Annotated in this window: 14 protein-coding genes; 3 read left to right on the plus strand and 11 right to left on the minus strand. The window is 69.2% G+C overall.

The window, feature by feature from the left end:
- Positions 1–4: 4 nt before the first annotated feature.
- The gene (locus tag ACWDUD_RS19700) at positions 5–1,279 is read right to left on the minus strand and encodes a hypothetical protein (RefSeq protein ID WP_450110361.1); all 1,275 of its coding nucleotides are present in this window, start codon (positions 1,277–1,279) and stop codon (positions 5–7) included.
- Complete coding sequence (locus tag ACWDUD_RS19705) at positions 1,276–2,226, minus strand: Ppx/GppA phosphatase family protein (RefSeq protein ID WP_450110362.1); 951 nt, start codon at positions 2,224–2,226, stop codon at positions 1,276–1,278. The genes ACWDUD_RS19700 and ACWDUD_RS19705 overlap by 4 nt, the downstream gene beginning before the upstream one ends.
- Before the next feature lie 45 nt (positions 2,227–2,271).
- On the opposite strand from ACWDUD_RS19705, the gene ACWDUD_RS19710 reads away from it, so the two are divergent.
- Complete coding sequence (locus ACWDUD_RS19710) at positions 2,272–3,072, plus strand: hypothetical protein (protein ID WP_248674875.1); 801 nt, start codon at positions 2,272–2,274, stop codon at positions 3,070–3,072.
- Positions 3,073–3,120: 48 nt separating this feature from the next.
- Here the strand turns inward: ACWDUD_RS19710 and ACWDUD_RS19715 are convergent, their stop codons facing one another.
- From ACWDUD_RS19715 to ACWDUD_RS19725, 3 genes are all read right to left on the minus strand, one after another.
- Positions 3,121–3,810, minus strand: coding sequence for a winged helix-turn-helix domain-containing protein (locus tag ACWDUD_RS19715; RefSeq protein ID WP_450110363.1), 690 nt, complete (start codon positions 3,808–3,810; stop codon positions 3,121–3,123).
- Between the two features lie 100 nt (positions 3,811–3,910).
- Entirely contained in the window at positions 3,911–5,089 is a 1,179-nt protein-coding gene (locus ACWDUD_RS19720) for a sensor histidine kinase (protein ID WP_307846571.1), read from the minus strand.
- A gap of 284 nt (positions 5,090–5,373) precedes the next feature.
- The gene (locus tag ACWDUD_RS19725; protein WP_450110364.1) at positions 5,374–6,129 is read right to left on the minus strand and encodes a phosphoglyceromutase; all 756 of its coding nucleotides are present in this window, start codon (positions 6,127–6,129) and stop codon (positions 5,374–5,376) included.
- Between the two features lie 103 nt (positions 6,130–6,232).
- On the opposite strand from ACWDUD_RS19725, the gene ACWDUD_RS19730 reads away from it, so the two are divergent.
- Both ACWDUD_RS19730 and ACWDUD_RS19735 read left to right on the plus strand, forming a co-directional pair.
- Positions 6,233–8,014 (plus strand): hydroxysqualene dehydroxylase, encoded by a 1,782-nt coding sequence (locus tag ACWDUD_RS19730; RefSeq protein WP_450110365.1) that lies wholly within the window; start codon positions 6,233–6,235, stop codon positions 8,012–8,014.
- Positions 8,015–8,095: 81 nt separating this feature from the next.
- Complete coding sequence (locus ACWDUD_RS19735; protein WP_450110366.1) at positions 8,096–9,715, plus strand: FAD-dependent oxidoreductase; 1,620 nt, start codon at positions 8,096–8,098, stop codon at positions 9,713–9,715.
- Between the two features lie 2 nt (positions 9,716–9,717).
- On the opposite strand, the gene ACWDUD_RS19740 is transcribed toward ACWDUD_RS19735, so the two are convergent.
- From ACWDUD_RS19740 to ACWDUD_RS19765, 6 genes are all read right to left on the minus strand, one after another.
- On the minus strand, positions 9,718–11,304 hold the full coding sequence (locus ACWDUD_RS19740; protein ID WP_248674868.1) for an AMP-binding protein: 1,587 nt from the start codon (positions 11,302–11,304) through the stop codon (positions 9,718–9,720).
- Positions 11,305–11,588: 284 nt separating this feature from the next.
- A complete protein-coding gene (locus ACWDUD_RS19745) occupies positions 11,589–11,930 on the minus strand; it encodes a transglycosylase family protein (RefSeq protein ID WP_197256632.1) in 342 nt (113 codons plus the stop codon).
- A 448-nt stretch (positions 11,931–12,378) separates the two neighbouring features.
- Positions 12,379–12,957, minus strand: a complete 579-nt coding sequence (locus tag ACWDUD_RS19750; RefSeq protein WP_197256629.1) for a type III secretion system chaperone family protein — start codon at positions 12,955–12,957, stop codon at positions 12,379–12,381.
- The gene (gene mshA, locus ACWDUD_RS19755; RefSeq protein WP_248674869.1) at positions 12,954–14,288 is read right to left on the minus strand and encodes a D-inositol-3-phosphate glycosyltransferase; all 1,335 of its coding nucleotides are present in this window, start codon (positions 14,286–14,288) and stop codon (positions 12,954–12,956) included. Before mshA ends, ACWDUD_RS19750 begins: the two co-directional genes overlap by 4 nt.
- A 61-nt stretch (positions 14,289–14,349) precedes the next feature.
- Entirely contained in the window at positions 14,350–15,180 is an 831-nt protein-coding gene (locus ACWDUD_RS19760; protein ID WP_248674870.1) for an alpha/beta fold hydrolase, read from the minus strand.
- A 5-nt stretch (positions 15,181–15,185) separates the two neighbouring features.
- Positions 15,186–16,394, minus strand: coding sequence for an MFS transporter (locus ACWDUD_RS19765; RefSeq protein ID WP_450110367.1), 1,209 nt, complete (start codon positions 16,392–16,394; stop codon positions 15,186–15,188).
- Between the last annotated feature and the right edge of the window lie 41 nt (positions 16,395–16,435).

A 16,435-nucleotide genomic window follows, 5' to 3' on the forward strand; every position in this document is an offset into this window, starting at 1 on the left:
GACCTCAGCCGTTCGGCAACAGGAACAGGAGCGGACCGAACGTGACGAACGCCCCGACGGCCAGCGCGATGAGCTGGCTGGTGATGTCGTCGGTGCGGCGCAGGATGCGCACGACCGCCACCAGCCCGACGATCACCAGCAACGCCAGCGCGAACGCGACCCACGGGAGCGAATCCCACAGGCGTTCGAAGCCCTTGAACAGCAGGGCGCCGGCGACGATCGCGGCGATGCTCTCACCGGCGAGCATCGCCCACTGCTTGAGACCGGTCGCGGTGTCCTCGGAGGCCTTCGAGTCGGATTCTTCGCCCGCGTCGGCATCCTCACCGTCCTGGACGGCGGCGCGGCGGCGCTTGCTCCGGCCGCTCGTCTTCGAGTCCTCGGCGCCCTCCGCCGTGTCCTTCGCGTCCTTCGAGCCGGCCTTCGACTTGGCGTTCGTCTTCTTCGCGTTCGCCTTCTTCGGATCGGCGACGGCGCCACCGATCAGATCCGTGTCCTCGAGCGCGTCCGCGTCGTCGGGTCCGGTTCCGTGCAGGTCGCTGGCAGGTCCCGACAGCAACCGCGGTTCCGGGCCGTCGGCCGGTCGCGGGAGGACCGGCGCGGGAGGCACGATCGCCGCGGCGGCCGCGGTCGTCTCGAGGTGGGCGCGCGCGCGGCGCGGGAGCGCGGACGGGCGGATCACCTCGGTCGGCGATTCGACCTTCGCGCCGTCCGCGGTGGTCGGCGCGTCCTCGGTGGTCCGCGCCTTACCGGCGGCGGGTGCCGGCTTCGCCGTGACCGGCTCGGGCTTCGAGACCGTGACCGGTGCAGGCTTCGGGGCCGGGACGGGTGCAGCCTTCGGGGCCGTGACCGGTTCGGGCTTCGGCGCACTCGGGGCGGGCGCCTCGACCACCGCGGGGGACGGCGACGGGACGTCCCGCTTCGGGACCTCACGCTTCGGAGTATCGCGCTTCGGGGTATCGCGCTTCGGAGCCTCCGGCTTCGGGACCTCGAGCTTCGGGGCGTGGAGCTGCGTGGCTTCGAGTCCGAGGGGTTCGGGCTTCGGGGCTTCGACCACCGGCTCGGGGGCAGGCGCGGGCGCGGCCTTCGCCTCGACGATCGGTTCCGCCGGGGACGGCTGCGCCGGCGTGACGGGGATCTCGCCGGTCAGTTCCGCGACCGAGATACCCCCGCTGGTGCCGCGACGACGTCGCCCACCCGCGCGGGTGTCCACCTTCTTACCGTTGCGCGCGAGCAGTTCGGCAACCGAGATCTGCCCGGTGTCGGGCTTGTGCTCCGTCATTGCGCCACCACCAGTTCGCCCCCCATCTCCGTGTCCAGCTTGCGCAGGATAAGCCCTTCGCGCAGCGCCCACGGGCAGATCTGGACCGACTCCACACCGAGCGCCCGCATGCTCGCTTCCGCGACGAGCGCGCCCGCGACGAGTTGCTCCGAACGATCGGAGCTCACGCCCTCGAGTTCCGCGCGATCGGACGTGGTCATCCGGGAGATGAACGCGATGAGCTGACGCAGCCCGCTCGCGGTGAGGGTCCGTTGCACCCGGATCCCCGCCGACGACGGCGCCGCACCCGTCAGCCGCGCCAGGGTGCGGAACGTCTTCGAGGTCGCAACCATCAGGTCCGGGTCCCCGGCGGCGCGCAGGTGCTTGGCCGGAGCGGCCAGTTCGGCGTCGAGCCAGTCCCGCAGCGCCGAGATGCGGCGTTTGCCCGGCGGATCCTCGCGGAACCAGTCGCGCGTCAACCGGCCGGCACCGAGCTGCAGCGAGTAGGCGACGTCGGGATCCTCGTCGCCGCCGAACGCGAGCTCGAGGGACCCACCGCCGATGTCGAAGTTCAGGATGCGTCCGGCGCTCCACCCGTACCAGCGGCGGACCGCGAGGAAGGTCAGCCGGGCCTCGTCCTCGCCGGAAAGCACGTCGAGGGTGACGCCGGCCTCGGTACGCACGCGCTGCAGCACCGCGTCGGAATTGCAGGCGTCGCGCACCGCGGAGGTCGCGAAGGCCATCAGCTCACCGCACCCGGAGGTGCGGGCGATGCTCTCGAAGTCGTGCACCGTCTCGACCAGCCGGTCGGCGCCCGACTTCGAGATGTTGCCGTCGTCGTCCAGGCTCTCGGCGAGCCGCAGGGTTGCCTTGGTCGAGCTCATCGGGGTCGGGTGTCCGCCCCGATGAGCATCCACCACGAGCAGATGAACCGTATTGCTTCCGACGTCGAGTACCCCTAGCCGCACATACACAAGGTACTGGGTCTACCGTCGGACACTGTGACAGCAGGTATGTCCGGCAGCGAACCCAAGCTCGACCCGGCCCCGGAAGTTCCCCTCGATTTCCCACGAGAATGGGTCGAGTTCACCGACCCCGACAACGACGAACATGTGATCGCCGCAGACCTCACTTGGCTGCTTTCGCGCTGGACATGCGTGTTCGGCACACCCGCATGCCAGGGCATCATCGAGGGCCGGCCGGACGACGGCTGCTGCTCGCACGGTGCGTTCCTGTCCGACGACGAGGACCTCGAGAAGCTCAACGCGGCAGTGAAACATCTCACGGCCGACGACTGGCAGCTCATGAAGAAGGGGCTCGGCAAGAAGGGCTACCTCGAGGAGGACGACCTCGACGACGAGCCCGCGCTGCGCACCCGCCGCTACAAGGGCGCGTGCATCTTCCTGAACCGTCCCGGCTTCGAGGGCGGCATCGGCTGTGCCCTGCACAAGATGGCACTGCGTCGCGGCATCGAACCGCTCGAGATGAAACCCGACGTGTGCTGGCAGCTGCCGATCCGGCGCACCCAGGATTGGGTCGAGCGCCCGGACGGCACCGAGATCCTCCGCACCGTCATCACGGAATACGACCGCCGCGGCTGGGGTGAGGGCGGGCACGACCTGAACTGGTACTGCTCCGGCTCCCCCGACGCGCATGTCGGATCCCGGCCGGTGTGGCAGTCGTACGCACCGGAGCTGCGGGAGCTGCTCGGCACCGCCGCGTACGACGAACTCGCGCGCCTGTGCAAGCGCCGCGAAGGCCTCGGCCTGATCGCGGTGCATCCCGCCACGGCCGCCGCCCAAACCCAAAAGTGACCCGTGCGTGGTTTCGGTAGCAGCCGCTACCGAAACCACGCACGAGGATCAGGGTTCGAGTTTGTACCCGAGGCCCCGGACGGTGAGCAGGTGCCGGGGCTTGGCGGGATCCGCCTCGATCTTCGAACGCAACCGCTTGACGTGCACGTCCAGGGTCTTGGTGTCGCCGACGTAGTCGGCGCCCCACACCCGGTCGATGAGCTGTCCGCGGGTGAGCACGCGACCGGAATTGCGCAGCAGGTACTCGAGCAGGTCGAATTCCTTGAGCGGAAGCGTGATCGGCTCGCCGTCGACGTGCACGACGTGCCGGTCGACGTCCATCCGCACCGGACCCGCCTCGAGGACCGCGTCGTCGACCTGGCTGTCGGCATCGCTCTCGGCACCGCGGCGCAGCACCGCGCGGATGCGGGCGATCAGTTCCCGCGCCGAGTACGGCTTCGTGACGTAGTCGTCGGCGCCGAGCTCGAGCCCGACCACCTTGTCGATCTCGCTGTCCCGCGCGGTCACCATGATCACCGGCACGCTCGAGCGGCTGCGCAGCCGTTTGCACACGTCGGTGCCGCTCATTCCGGGCAACATGAGATCGAGCAGGACGATGTCCGCGCCGGCACGATCGAATTCCGCCAGAGCCGACGGCCCGTCGGTGACGACGGTGGTTTCGAAACCCTCCTTGCGCAGCAGGAACGCCAGCGGATCCGCCAGCGATTCCTCGTCCTCCACGATCAGCACATTCGTCACCGCAGGCCTCCGTACCTTTCGTCGTCCGCGACCGCGACAGTCGCGTGGTTCGCCACACGAGATGCGGCAGAATCTTCCTTCTCAGGGCAGCTGGGATCGTTCAACGCTGTCCGGCCCCCGCCTCGGGCTTCGCCCGGACCTCGTCCTCGTCGCTCTGTTCGAAATGGGCCGGGATCAGCAGGGTGAATGTGGAACCGGTCCCGGGTCGGCTCCACAGGGTGATCTCGCCGTTGTGGTTGGCCGCGACGTGCTTGACGATCGCAAGACCCAAACCGGTGCCGCCCGTCGCCCGCGACCGCGCCTTGTCCACCCGGAAGAACCGCTCGAACACCCGCTCCTGGTCTTCCTTCGCGATTCCGATGCCGCGGTCGGTGACCGCGATCGCGACCTTCCCGTCGCGCAGCGACCGGCTCACCGAGACGGGCGAGCCCTTCGGCGAGTACGCGATGGCGTTCTCGATGAGATTGGTGAGCGCGGTGACGAGCAGGCTCTGGTCCCCGAGTACCTCGTAGCCGGTGGACCGATCGGTGGCGACGACGATGTCGGCGTTCTCCGCGGTCAGCGCAGTGCGTTCGAGGGCTTCCTTCACGACGGAGTCGACGTCGACGATGTCGAGGTCGGGCATCTTCTCGGCGCCCTGCAGTTTGGACAGGGATATCAGTTCGGTGACCATGTTGCCGAGCCGATGCGCTTCGCTCTGCACCCGCTGCCCGAAGTAGCGCACGGTCTCGGGATCGTCGACGGATTCGAGGAGTGCCTCGGCGAGCAGCGCCATCGCGCCGACCGGCGTCTTGAGTTCGTGGCTGACGTTCGCGACGAAGTCGCGCCGGGTCGCTTCCATACGCACCATCTCGGAGTCGTCGATGGCGTACAGCGCGACGAAGCGGGGATCGTCGTCGAAGAGACGGCTGGCACGGCAGCGCACCGCGAGTCCGTCCCGGCCGCGCCGGTTCGGATCGCCGAGGTCCAGTTCGATGACCTGGTCGCGATCGAGGATCTTGTTGGCGACGACCCAGGCGCGGTCGTCGATGCGCCGGTTGCGGACGAGTCCGAGTTCCTCGGCGCGAGGATTGAACAGAATCACGTCGTGGAACTTGTCGACGACGGCGATGCCGGTGGAGGCGGAGTAGACGACGCGGTCGAGGACCTGCCCCATGGTCAGTTCGGTCTCGCTGCTTCCGCTGCTGCGGGACCGGGCGATCCACATCAGTCCGGCGCCGACGGCGGCTCCGACGACCGCGGCGAAACCGGCGAGCAGAACGCTCTGCAACACACTCACGATTCGAATCGTACGTACGGCCGGGGAGATGAGAACGGCGGGTTCGCCCGTTTCGGGGCACGTCACACGGCATTTTTGCGAGGTTTGCCGGTTGTTAACCGGCAGTTTGCCGGGACCGCACGACGTCGCGCGCGGCCCCGGCAGAGCTCCTCGCCCGAGCTCCCCGTCCGGATCCCGGCTCCCGCTCTCCCGATCCGAGCGAATGTATCCTTCGTCTCCTCTGACTGATCGAGCGAATGTACCGTTCGCTCGGAAAAGGGCGGGGGCCGAAGAGGCGAGGGGTGCTACCGGCCGCCCTGGGAGGCGACGGCGGCGGCACCGGCCGCGGCGGCCTCGGGATCGAGGTAGGTGCCACCCCGGTTCAGCGGGCGCAGGTTCTCGTCGAGGTCGTAGCGCAGCGGGATGCCGGTCGGGATGTTCAGGCCCGCGATCGCCTCGTCGGAGATTCCGTCGAGGTGCTTGACGAGCGCACGAAGCGAGTTGCCGTGTGCGGTGACGAGCACGGTCTTGCCGGCGAGGAGGTCCTTGGAGATGGTCTCCTCCCAGTACGGGATGAGCCGCTCGACGACGTCCTTCAGGCACTCGGTGAGCGGGATCTCGTCGACGCCGGCGTAGCGCACGTCCGCGTCCTGGCTGTACTTGCTGCCGGGCTCGATCGGCGGCGGCGGGGTGTCGTAGCTACGACGCCACAGCATGAACTGCTCCTCGCCGAATTCGTCCTTGATCTCGGCCTTGTTCTTGCCCTGCAGCGCACCGTAGTGCCGCTCGTTGAGGCGCCAGTCGCGAACGACGGGGATCCAGTGGCGGTCGGCGGCGTCGAGTGCGATGTTCGCGGTGCCGATGGCACGGCGCAGCAGCGAGGTGTAGAGCACGTCCGGGAGCACGCCGTGCTCCTTGAGCAGTTCGCCGGCGCGCTTGCCCTCTGCGATGCCCTTGTCGGTCAGGCGCACGTCCACCCAGCCGGTGAACAGGTTCATCGCGTTCCATTCGCTCTCGCCGTGGCGGAGCAATACAAGTGTTCCGATACTCATAGCTCCCAATCCTGGCACGTCACGATCGCCATTCGGCCACGGGAGGGCCGTCCCGTCGACTATATGTGACAACAAGCGTTTTCACTCGACTCGCGAACGCTGGGGGGTTCACATGATCGACGCCCGTTTCTCCCGCCGCACCGCTCTGACCGCCCTGGGACTTCTCGGTGCCGCCGCCGCACTCCCGGGCGGCGCCTCCGCAGGTCCCGCACCCCGGCTCGGACCGCGCTCACCCGCGCTGCGGTCGACCGGTCGCCGCGTCGCGGTTCTCGGTGGCGGCATGGCCGGACTGACCGCAGCCCACGAACTGATCGAGCGCGGATTCGAGGTCACCGTCCACGAACCGACCGCACTCGGCGGCAAGGCCCGGAGCATCCCGTCGCCCGGCACCGCGGCGGGCGGCCGGCTGGACCTGCCCGGCGAGCACGGATTCCGGTTCTTCCCGGGCTTCTACCAGCACATCCCGGATACGATGCGCCGAATCCCGTTCCCCGGCAACCCGAACGGTGTCTTCGACAATCTCGTCGCGGGCGACGCCTTCCGGCTCGCCCTGCCCGGCGCCCCCGATCTGACGGCACCGGCGACGATCGCGCCGCTGCGCACCGACATCTACGACCCGGCGACTCTGCAGCAGTCGCTGGCCGCGGCGTTCTCACTCGGTGGCGCGATCCCGCCGCACGAGCTCGCCGTCTTCCTGCGCAAACTCGTCATGTTCCTCACCAGCAGCATCGAGCGGCGCGACGGGGAATGGGAGCACCAGACCTGGTCGCAGACGCTCGAGAGCGACGGAAAATCGCAGGGCTACCGCGACATCCTGGTTTCCGCGCTGACCCGGCAACTCGTCGCGGCCCGTCCCGCGGTGGTGTCGACCCGCACCATCGGGATCATGGGTCAGGCATTCGTCTGGAATGCGATGGGCACCGTCCCCACCTACGGTCACCTGGACAGGCTGTTGTCCGCTCCGACCAACGAGGCCTGGATCGAGCCGTGGGCGCAGCTGTTGCGCGACCTCGGCGTCCGGTTCGAGATGGGTTGGGCAGCAGAGGCATTGGAGATGTCCGGCGGCCGGATCAGCGCAGTCCGCATGGTCGACCGCTCCGGCGGCACTCGGACCGTCGAGGCGGACTGGTTCGTCGCGGCGATGCCCGTCGAACGCGCGGTGCCTCTGTGGTCGCCGGAGATCCTCGCCGCGGATCCTCGCCTGGAGGGGATGCGACAGCTCCACACCGACTGGATGGTGGGCATCCAGTACTTCCTGCGCCGCCCCACCCCGATCGCGAAAGGCCATGTCGCCTATCTCGGATCACCGTGGGCCCTCACCTCGATCAGCCAGGCACAGTTCTGGCGCGGCGACTTCGCCGCGCGCTACGGCGACGGCTCCGCGCACGACTGCCTGTCGGTCGACATCTCGGACTGGGACACCCCCGGCATCCTGTTCGGCAAGACCGCCAAGGAATGCACTCGCGAGGAGATCGCGAAGGAAACCTGGGCGCAGATGTCGGCCTGCCTCGCCGACAGCGCCGGAACGCTCGACGAGAACGATGTGGTGTCGTGGTTTCTCGACCCCGGATTGCGCTGGGGCACAGGAGCAATCATCAACGACACACCGCTGCTCATCAATACCGTCGGATCGAGGGCGAATCGGCCCGAGGCGCGGACCGCGATCCCGAATCTGTTCCTGTCCGGCGACTACGTGCGCACCGACATCGACCTGGCGACGATGGAATCGGCGAACGAGTCCGCCCGCGCCGCGGTGACGGCACTGCTCGAGGCCGCCGACTCCCCCGCCGCCCCACCGGCGATGTACCGCCTGTACGAGCCACCGGAACTCGAACCCGTGCGGCGCATCGACGCGGATCGGTATCGGGCGGGCCTACCGCACCTGCTGGCGTAGCAGCGACACGGCCGGAAACGCCACGAAACGGCATACCGGAGACGACAATCGTCGCGGGATTCCTCGACGAAAGGCCGGACGATGACCGACGCACACACCGACAGCGACGTACTCGTGGTGGGCGCCGGCCCGGTGGGATTGACTGCGGCGCTCGAACTACGCCGGCGGGGCATCGACGTGACCGTCGTCGACCGGTCGGCCGAACCCATGCAGTACGCGAAAGCCGTTGGTGTGCAGCCGCGTACCCTCGAGATCTGGGACACGATGGGGGTGGTACGGCCCGCGCTCGATGCCGCGACCCCGTTCCGGGGACAGCTCATGTTCGTCGACGGGGAACCGGCCGGGCGGATCGACCTGTCGTTGCCCGACGACGTGCCGTACCGCTTCGTCGCACTCCCCCAGAACGAAACCGAACGGGTGTTGCGGCAGGCACTCGCCGACCACGGCACCGTGGTGCGTCGCGGCGTCGAACTGACCGGGTTCACGCACGACGACACCGGGGTCGTGGCGACCTTGCGCGACGGCTCCGGCGCTTCGTCGCCGTTCACCGCCCGGTACCTGGTGGGATGCGACGGCGCCCACAGCACCGTCCGGAAGGGTCTCGGTCTCGAGTTCGAGGGCGACGCGTTCCCCGAGGAGTACATGCTCGCCGACGTCGAGGTCGACTGGTCGCTGCCCGAGGGTTATGCGGTCCGGTCGACCCGGCAGGACAACGGCGTCGTTACCGATCTGCTCGTGTGCATTCCGCTGCCCGGCACCGGCCGCTACCGGATGTCGATGCTCGCCGCCGACGATCTCGCCGTGGGTGCGCGGAGCGGCGAGGTCGCGCACGGTCTCGAGAGCAGCCGCCGCCCCGAACTCGGCCACATCCAGGCGGTGCTCGACCGGCTCGCTCCCGAACCGGTGCGTGCGCGAAACATGCGGTGGTCGTCGGTGTTCCGGATCAGCCATCGCATCGCCGCGCACTACGGTTCGGGCCGGGTCTTCCTGGCCGGCGACGCCGCGCACATCCATCCGCCGACCGGCGCGCAAGGAATGAACACGGGAATCCAGGACGCCTACAACCTGGGCTGGAAACTGGCCCTCGCGGTTCGCGACCGCGCCGCGGACGGACTACTCGACAGCTACGACGCCGAACGCCGGCCCGTCGGAGCGGACGTCGTCGGCCGCACGGTCCGCGCCGCACGCAGCGGGATCGGTGCCGGCGAGCAGGACGCCGCCACGATCATCGCGCGCGAGGCGCAGTTGCTCGTCGGATATCCGGGAAGCCCGATCGTCGATACGTCCGGGTCGGACGGTCGCGCTCCCGCACCCGGCGAGCGGGCACCCGACGCGACCGGGCTACGGCAGGACAGCGTGGCCCGCGACCTGCGGGTCCACGAGTTGTTCCGGCACACCGGCCACACGGTGCTGCTGTGGGCGCCCACCGAACCGGCGCTCGCGGCGACGAGCGAGCTCGCGGCGCGGCTGATCGAACGCTTCGGGGAATGGATGCGGGTGTACACGCTCGTGCCGTCCGACCTGCCGGCCCCGGCCTGCGGTCGCGTGCTGCGCGACTCCCTCGGCAGCTTCGCCCGCGGCTACCACCTCGACGGGACCGCCGCGGTGGTGGTGCGACCCGACGGATACGTGGGTTCGCGCGCGCAGGATCCGGATTTCGACACGCTCGAGGCGTATCTGGACCGGATCCTGCGCGCTTGAACTCAGGCGTTCGCCGCCCGCAGATCCTTGCGGAGGATCTTGCCGGCCGCCGACTTCGGCACCACGTCGATGAACTGCACCTGACGGACCTTCTTGTGCGGCGAGACGCGCTCGGCGACGAACGTCATCACTTCGTCCTCGCTCAGCTCGGCGCCGGGCTGCCGCACGACGAACGCCTTGGGAACCTCTTCGCCCTCGTCGTCGAGCACACCGATCACGGCGGCGTCCGCGATCTGCGGGTGCGTGAGCAGCAGCGCCTCGAGCTCGGCCGGCGGTACCTGGTAGCCCTTGTACTTGATGAGCTCCTTGAGCCGGTCGACGATCGTGACGACGCCGTGCCCGTCGACGGTCGCGATGTCACCGGTGTGCAGGTAGCCGTCGGCGTCGAGGGTTTCGGCGGTGGCTTCGGGATTGCCGAGGTAGCCGACCATGATGTTCGGGCCCTTGCACCACAGCTCTCCCGGCTCGGAGACGCCGTCGCCCTCCGGGTACGCGACCTCTTCTCCGGTGACCGGGTCGACGATCTTGCATTCCATATTCGCGATGGTCGGGCCGACGGAGTCGAGGGCGGTGTCGTCGTCGTCGAACGGGATGGCGTGGCTGACCGGGCTCATCTCCGACATGCCGTAGCCCTGCCGGACCTTGCATCCGAGCCGGCGCGCGACGGCGCCGCCGAGTTCCCGGTCCAGCGGCGCCGCACCCGAGAAGATCGTGTGCACGCTGGACAGGTCGTATTCGTCGACGAGGGGGTGCTTGGCCAGTGCCACGGCGACCGGCGGGGCGACGAACACGTAGGTGCACTTCTGCTCGGAGACGAGCGTGAGGAACTGGACAAGGTCGAACTTCGGCATCGTCACGAGCGACGCCCGGTTGTACAGGGCGGCGTTGAGCAGCACGGTCATGCCGTAGATGTGGAAGAACGGCAGGACGGCGAGGATGCGGTCGTCGGCGGCGATCCCCATGCGCGGGGTGATCTGACAGACGTTGGCGATGAGGTTGGTGTGGGTGAGCATGACCCCTTTGGGCCGCCCGGTGGTGCCCGAGGAGTACGGCAGCACCGCGAGGTGGGTGGCGGGATCGAAGCTGACGTCCGGGGCGGGGGCGCCTTCGGTGAGCAGGTCACGCAGCGAGGGATGTCCCTCGGCGCCGTCGAGGACGACGAGCAGCTCGTCCGGGATGCCGACCTTCGCGGCGGCCTCCTTCGCCTGTGGGAGCAGCGGCGAGATGGTGACGAGCGCCTTGGCGTGCGAGTCCTCGAGCTGCTTGACGATGTCCTCGGCGGTGTACAGCGCGTTGATGGTCGTCGCGGTCGCGCCGGCCCGCAGGATGCCGTGGAACACCGAGCCGAATGCGGGAATGTTCGGCGAGAGCAGGCCGACGACGTCTCCGACTCCGACGCCGCGCGCGGCGAGTGCCCCGGCCACGCCGTTGATCTGTCCGATGAGCGTGCGGTAGTCCGTCACCTGACCGGAGAGCCCGTCGACGAATGCGGGTCGGTCCAGGTCGGCCTCGGCGACGGAACCGAAGAGAAAATCGTAGACACTCAGTGCCGGAATCTCGACGTCGGGGAACGGGCTGCGGAAACTCATGACATGTCCTCCGGTACAGACGTGGTGGCACTCGGTGCCAGGCGGGTCGCAGGTAACATTACCCGACCGATGTGAATGAAGTCACATCAAGATCCGGACATTACCCGCGATCGCCCCGAGGATCACGCACCCCGCGTCTGCCTGCACCGTGTTCCACACGGCCACCTGCACCGTGTTCCACACGTCCACTGCACCGTGTTCCACATGCACGGAAGCCCCCGGACGCGAATGTCTCGCGCCCGAGGGCTTCGTGGATGCGTCACCGGCCGACCGCCGGGAGACGATCAGAGGTACTGACCGCAGACCGGCCACGCGCCGCGGCCCTGACCCGACAGGACGTTCTCCGCGACCGCGATCTGCTGCTCGCGGCTGGCCTGGTTGGCGGTGGGGGCGTACTGCGTGCCGCCGTACGCGGCCCAGGTGCTCGGAGTGAACTGGAGGCCGCCCTGGTAACCGTTGCCGGTGTTGATGGCCCAGTTGCCGCCGCTCTCGCACTGCGCCACGGCATCCCAGTTTCCGGAGGCAGCGTTGGCGGTGCCGGCGCCCAGGGCAACAGGGGCGACCAGGAGGGCGGCGCCTGCCGCGATGGAACCGAGGGTGCGCTTGGTGAAGGTGAGCTTTGCCATGTGGGGTGGAATCCTCTCCGCGTCTGCTGACGGGACGATCTGCGAAAAGTGCGCCCGGAGAACACATGCACCCGAAAACCGGCTCTTGTGAGCGCTGGCTCCCGGAACACGCGGGTCCGGAACTGCGGATCGTTCCGCCCCTGCCCCTCGAAGGTTTTGTGTGACCGATCCCGCGGGGGCAGAGCAAGCGGCGGCGGGTCGGTATTCGGTAAGGCCCGTTGAGTTCGGGCCGGGCTCGTCGTTTCGAGCCGATAACGACGTTAAGCGCCCGTCTCGGAAAGGTCACGCCCCAATTTTTCGGGACGCCCGTCCCACATTCCAAGATCAACTACGGAAAAACGCCAGGTCGCTCCCGAATTATCGGCGCGCACCCACCGTTTCGTTACAGCGGTGTTTCGTGACGAGCGTCACATGGATTCTGTGGACCGGGTCACGCGTATCGGACAGATCACGAACCGCCGGGCGTGCCGTCCTCGGACGTGACATTGCCGGCGTCTGGCGTGGGAATGTCGGACTTGCCCGGTGATTCCGTTCCCGCACCGTCGTTTTCGATCAGGTGACGGAAAGGCTCCAGATTGCGCAGCGACTCCCCGCGCGAGACCCGCCAGTCCCATTCCCGCTTGATCGACGTCAGGAAGCCCAGTCCCAGCAGCACATTGAAGTCGTAATCGGCCGCCTCGAGGATCTGCCCGAGCACCGCGTCGAGTTCCTCCGGCGTCACCGACTGCTCCGACAGCCGGCCGACCAGATAGATGTCGCCGATCTTGTCGAGGGTGTACGCCACGCCGTACAGGCGGCGATTGCGCCGCAGCAGGTACTTGTAGACGCCCTCGAAGTTCTCGTCGGGCTTGCGGCACACGAACGCCTCGAAACGCACCCCGTGGTTGCCGAGCGTCAGCAGCGTCGTCGTCTCCAGCTTGTTCTCTCCGGGGAGCGTGACGACGAAGTGCCCGCCCTCCTTCCGGGAGAACTTCAGGCCGCGGTCGCGCAGCGTCGACTCGATCAGTTCGCTCAGGTCCGCACTCATGCCTTCACCCCTCCTGTCCGACGCAGCTTCCACAATCCGCGCTGCCTGCGCATCGAGAACTCGCCGGTCCCGAATGCCCGGTTCCGTCGCGCGCCGGCTCTGCGGTAGGCGGCGAGCAGTCCGTCTGCGGTGTGTTCCCACGAGAAGTTCTCGGCATGCCTCGGCGCCGCGGCCGCGAGCACCTCGCGGCGGCCGCGGTCGGCGACCAGCGATCCCAGGGCCGCGGCCCAGTCCTCGGTGCGGTGGCCGTCGACGAGCACACCCGTCTCGCCGTCGCGCACCGCCACACCCAGACCCCCGACGTTCGCAGCGATCACCGGGACACCGCACGCCTGTGCCTCGATGGCAACCAGCCCGAACGACTCCGAATAACTGGGCACGGCAACGAGATCCGATGCGCGATACACCTGCACCAGGCGATCCGAGGGCTGCGGCGGCAGGAACGTCACCCGCGCCGTGATACCGAGTTCGGCAGCGAGTTCGATCAGCGAATCCGGGCGTTCGAGGCCGGTACCGGAGGGACCGCCGACGATCAGCACCCGCAACGGCAGGTCCGGTGCGTCGGCTACGGCACGCGCGGCGGCACGCAGCAGTACGTCCGGCGCCTTGAGCGGCTGGATGCGGCCGACGAACGTCACGATCGTCTCGCGCGGATCCAGCCCGAGTTCGAACCGGGCGCGGGCGCGGTCGCCGGGGCGGTAGCGCGAAAGGTCGGCGCCCGGCGCGACCACGTCGATCTTCGCCGGATCGGCGTGGTAGATGCTCTCGAGGGCGTGCGCCTCGTCGACGGTGTTGGCGACCAGCCGGTCCGATTCCGCGACGACCTGCTGCTCGCCGATCTGCCGGGCCACCGGTTCCGGGGTGTCCCCCGCAGCCAGCGACGCGTTCTTCACCGCGGCGAGCGTGTGGGCGGTGTGCACGAGCGGCACTCCCCAGCGGTCCCGTGCGAGCCAGCCCACCTGGCCGGACAGCCAGTAGTGGGAATGCACCAGGTCGTAGTAGCCGGGCGCGTGGCGGGCCTCTTCGCGCAGGACACCGGCCGCGAACGCGCACAACTGGGTGGGCAGATCGTGCTTGTCCAGGCCCTCGAACGGCCCGGCCTCGATGTTGCGGACCAGCACACCGGGTGCGGCTTCCTGCACTGCCGGGTCCGCCGACGACGTGGCCCGGGTGAAGATCTCGACCTCGACACCGCGGCGGGCGAGCTGCAGCGACGTCTGCAGCACGTAGACGTTCATTCCGCCCGCATCCCCGGTGCCGGGTTGCGCCAGCGGGGAGGTGTGGACCGAGATCACGGCCACGCGTCGGGGTCTGCCGGGCTGAGACGTCACGGGCTCCATACTGCCCTGTCCGGCACCCACGCTCCCATCTGCCCCCGTCGCCGCCCCGCGCCTACCCGAGCGTGTCGACGAAGCGCACGACGTCCTCGGCGAACCGACGCGGGTCCTCCACGAACGGCCCGTGCCCGGCACCGTCCCAACAGGAGGTGGTCGCGCGTGGCAGGAGGCTCGCCGCGTGCTCGGCCGCCGAGATGTCGACCACCGCATCGGCCGTGCCGTGCAACACCAGGACCGGGAGGTCGAGTTCGCGCAGCAGGTCGTCGTTTCCGACGGTGCGGGCGAACAGCGCGGACCGGACCCGCGGCGGTGTCCTCAGGCTGCTCCCGAGCAGCGCCTGGGCGGTCTCCCCGGTCGCCTCGGACCGGCCCGCCCCGACGAGGGATTCGGCGAACGCGCCGAGGGCCGGGACCGCGATCTGCGGGTCCTCGGACATCGCGGCCGGGATCGCCGCGCGCATCGCCGCACCGACCTTGCCGCCCTTCTCGCCGCGGCCGATGCTCGTGATCGCACCCACCAGCACGACACCGGCGACGTCCGCGGTCCCGTGGACGGCCAGGTAGTCGCAGACGACGAGGCCGCCGTAGGACCAGCCGAGCAGTACCGCGCCGGTGCAGTTCTCGGCGGTCAGCACGGTCCGCACGTCCGACGCCCACGCGGCGCGGTCGTCGTATCCGTCCGCGGGCGCGGCGGAGCACCCGTGCCCGCGCAGGTCGACGGCGATCACCCGGTACCGGGCGGCGAGGTCTTCGAGGAGCGGGTCACCCCAGCAGTGCGACGACTGCGCCCATCCGTGCAGCAGGACCAGCGGCCGCGACGAAGGATCCCCGAAGGTCCGGTAGACGATGCGAGTGCCGTCGGCACCGCGAACTTGATGCACGGTCATGGCGGCTACGTTAGCCGCGTCCGCAACCGGATCCCGGCGGCCAGGGTGCAGGCGATCAGTCCCGCGGCGAGTGCCACCCCGATGCCCGCGGACGTGCCGGACCGGTCGATGACCTGCCCGACCAGCGCCGATCCGGCGGCAACACCGACGCCGAGCCCTGTGACCGTCCAGGTGATGCCCTCGGTGAGCCGGTCGGCGGGGACGAGACGTTCGACGAGCGACATCGTCACGATCATCGTGGGCGAGATCGTCATCCCGGCCAGCAGATACAGCGCGGCCAGGGCGGGGACGGTGCCGGCGAGCAGCAGCGGCCACAGCAGCACGGCGACCGCCGCGGTGGCGACGAGCAGTTGCCGGGTGAGCGGGGCGGCCACGCGGCGTGCCCCGAAGACCAGTCCGCTCACCGCGGACCCGGTCGCGAACAGGGCAAGCACGAACGTCGCGGCGCCGGGCGCGTCGCGCTCGGCGGTGAACGCGACACCGACGACGTCGACGACCCCGAAGATCGTGCCCATCGCGACCATCACGGCGGTGAGGGCGATCAGCGCCGGGCTGAGCAGTGCGCCGTGGTGCGAACGCTCCGAATCGACAGCGTCGGGACGGTGCCCGGTCACGGGTGGTTCGGTGCGCCGCTGGGCCGCGAGGGCGAGGGTGCCCACCAGCAGCAGCACCGCTCCCAGCAGTGGTCCGGCCTCGGGAAACAGGGCGACGCTCAGACCCACCGACAGCACAGGGCCGACGATGAAACACACCTCGTCGATCACGGCCTCGAGGGCGAACGCGGTCCGCAACCGGTCGGTGCCCCGGTACAGCTCGGTCCATCGGGCCCGGACCATCGCGCCGATCGTCGGCATGAGCCCGGCGGGGACGGCGCACAGGAACAGCAGCGCGGTCGGCGCCTCGAACCGGACTCCGGCGAGCATCGCGACGGTCGAGGCCGCGCTGATCGCCGACGCCGCCGGCAGCACCCGGTACTGGCCGTGCCGGTCCACCGCGCGGGACACCAGCGGCGTCAACGCCGCGTACGACAACGCGAACACCGCCGACAGGGCACCGCCGAGCCCGTAGTCACCGCGGAGCTGGGAGAACATCGTGACGATGCCGATCCCCACCATCGCGATCGGCAACCGTGCGACGAACCCGGCGGCGCAGAACGCGGCCGCACCCGGTGCGGCGAACAGGGTGCGGTAGGAACCATCGGCTCTCGGCGTCACCGACGCTCGTCCTTCTGTGTCACCGATGCTCGTCCTTCTGT

This window comes from Rhodococcus sp. NPDC003382 (assembly GCF_053589135.1).

Bases quoted from the DNA above. Each gene is read 5' to 3' on its own strand.
- ACWDUD_RS19700 (WP_450110361.1), bottom strand. From the start codon at position 1,279: ATGACGGAGCACAAGCCCGACACCGGGCAGATCTCGGTTGCCGAACTG.
- ACWDUD_RS19710 (WP_248674875.1), top strand. From the start codon at position 2,272: ATGTCCGGCAGCGAACCCAAGCTCGACCCGGCCCCGGAAGTTCCCCTC.
- ACWDUD_RS19730 (WP_450110365.1), top strand. From the start codon at position 6,233: ATGATCGACGCCCGTTTCTCCCGCCGCACCGCTCTGACCGCCCTGGGA.
- ACWDUD_RS19735 (WP_450110366.1), top strand. From the start codon at position 8,096: ATGACCGACGCACACACCGACAGCGACGTACTCGTGGTGGGCGCCGGC.
- ACWDUD_RS19740 (WP_248674868.1), bottom strand. From the start codon at position 11,304: ATGAGTTTCCGCAGCCCGTTCCCCGACGTCGAGATTCCGGCACTGAGT.
- ACWDUD_RS19745 (WP_197256632.1), bottom strand. From the start codon at position 11,930: ATGGCAAAGCTCACCTTCACCAAGCGCACCCTCGGTTCCATCGCGGCA.
- ACWDUD_RS19750 (WP_197256629.1), bottom strand. From the start codon at position 12,957: ATGAGTGCGGACCTGAGCGAACTGATCGAGTCGACGCTGCGCGACCGC.
- ACWDUD_RS19760 (WP_248674870.1), bottom strand. From the start codon at position 15,180: ATGACCGTGCATCAAGTTCGCGGTGCCGACGGCACTCGCATCGTCTAC.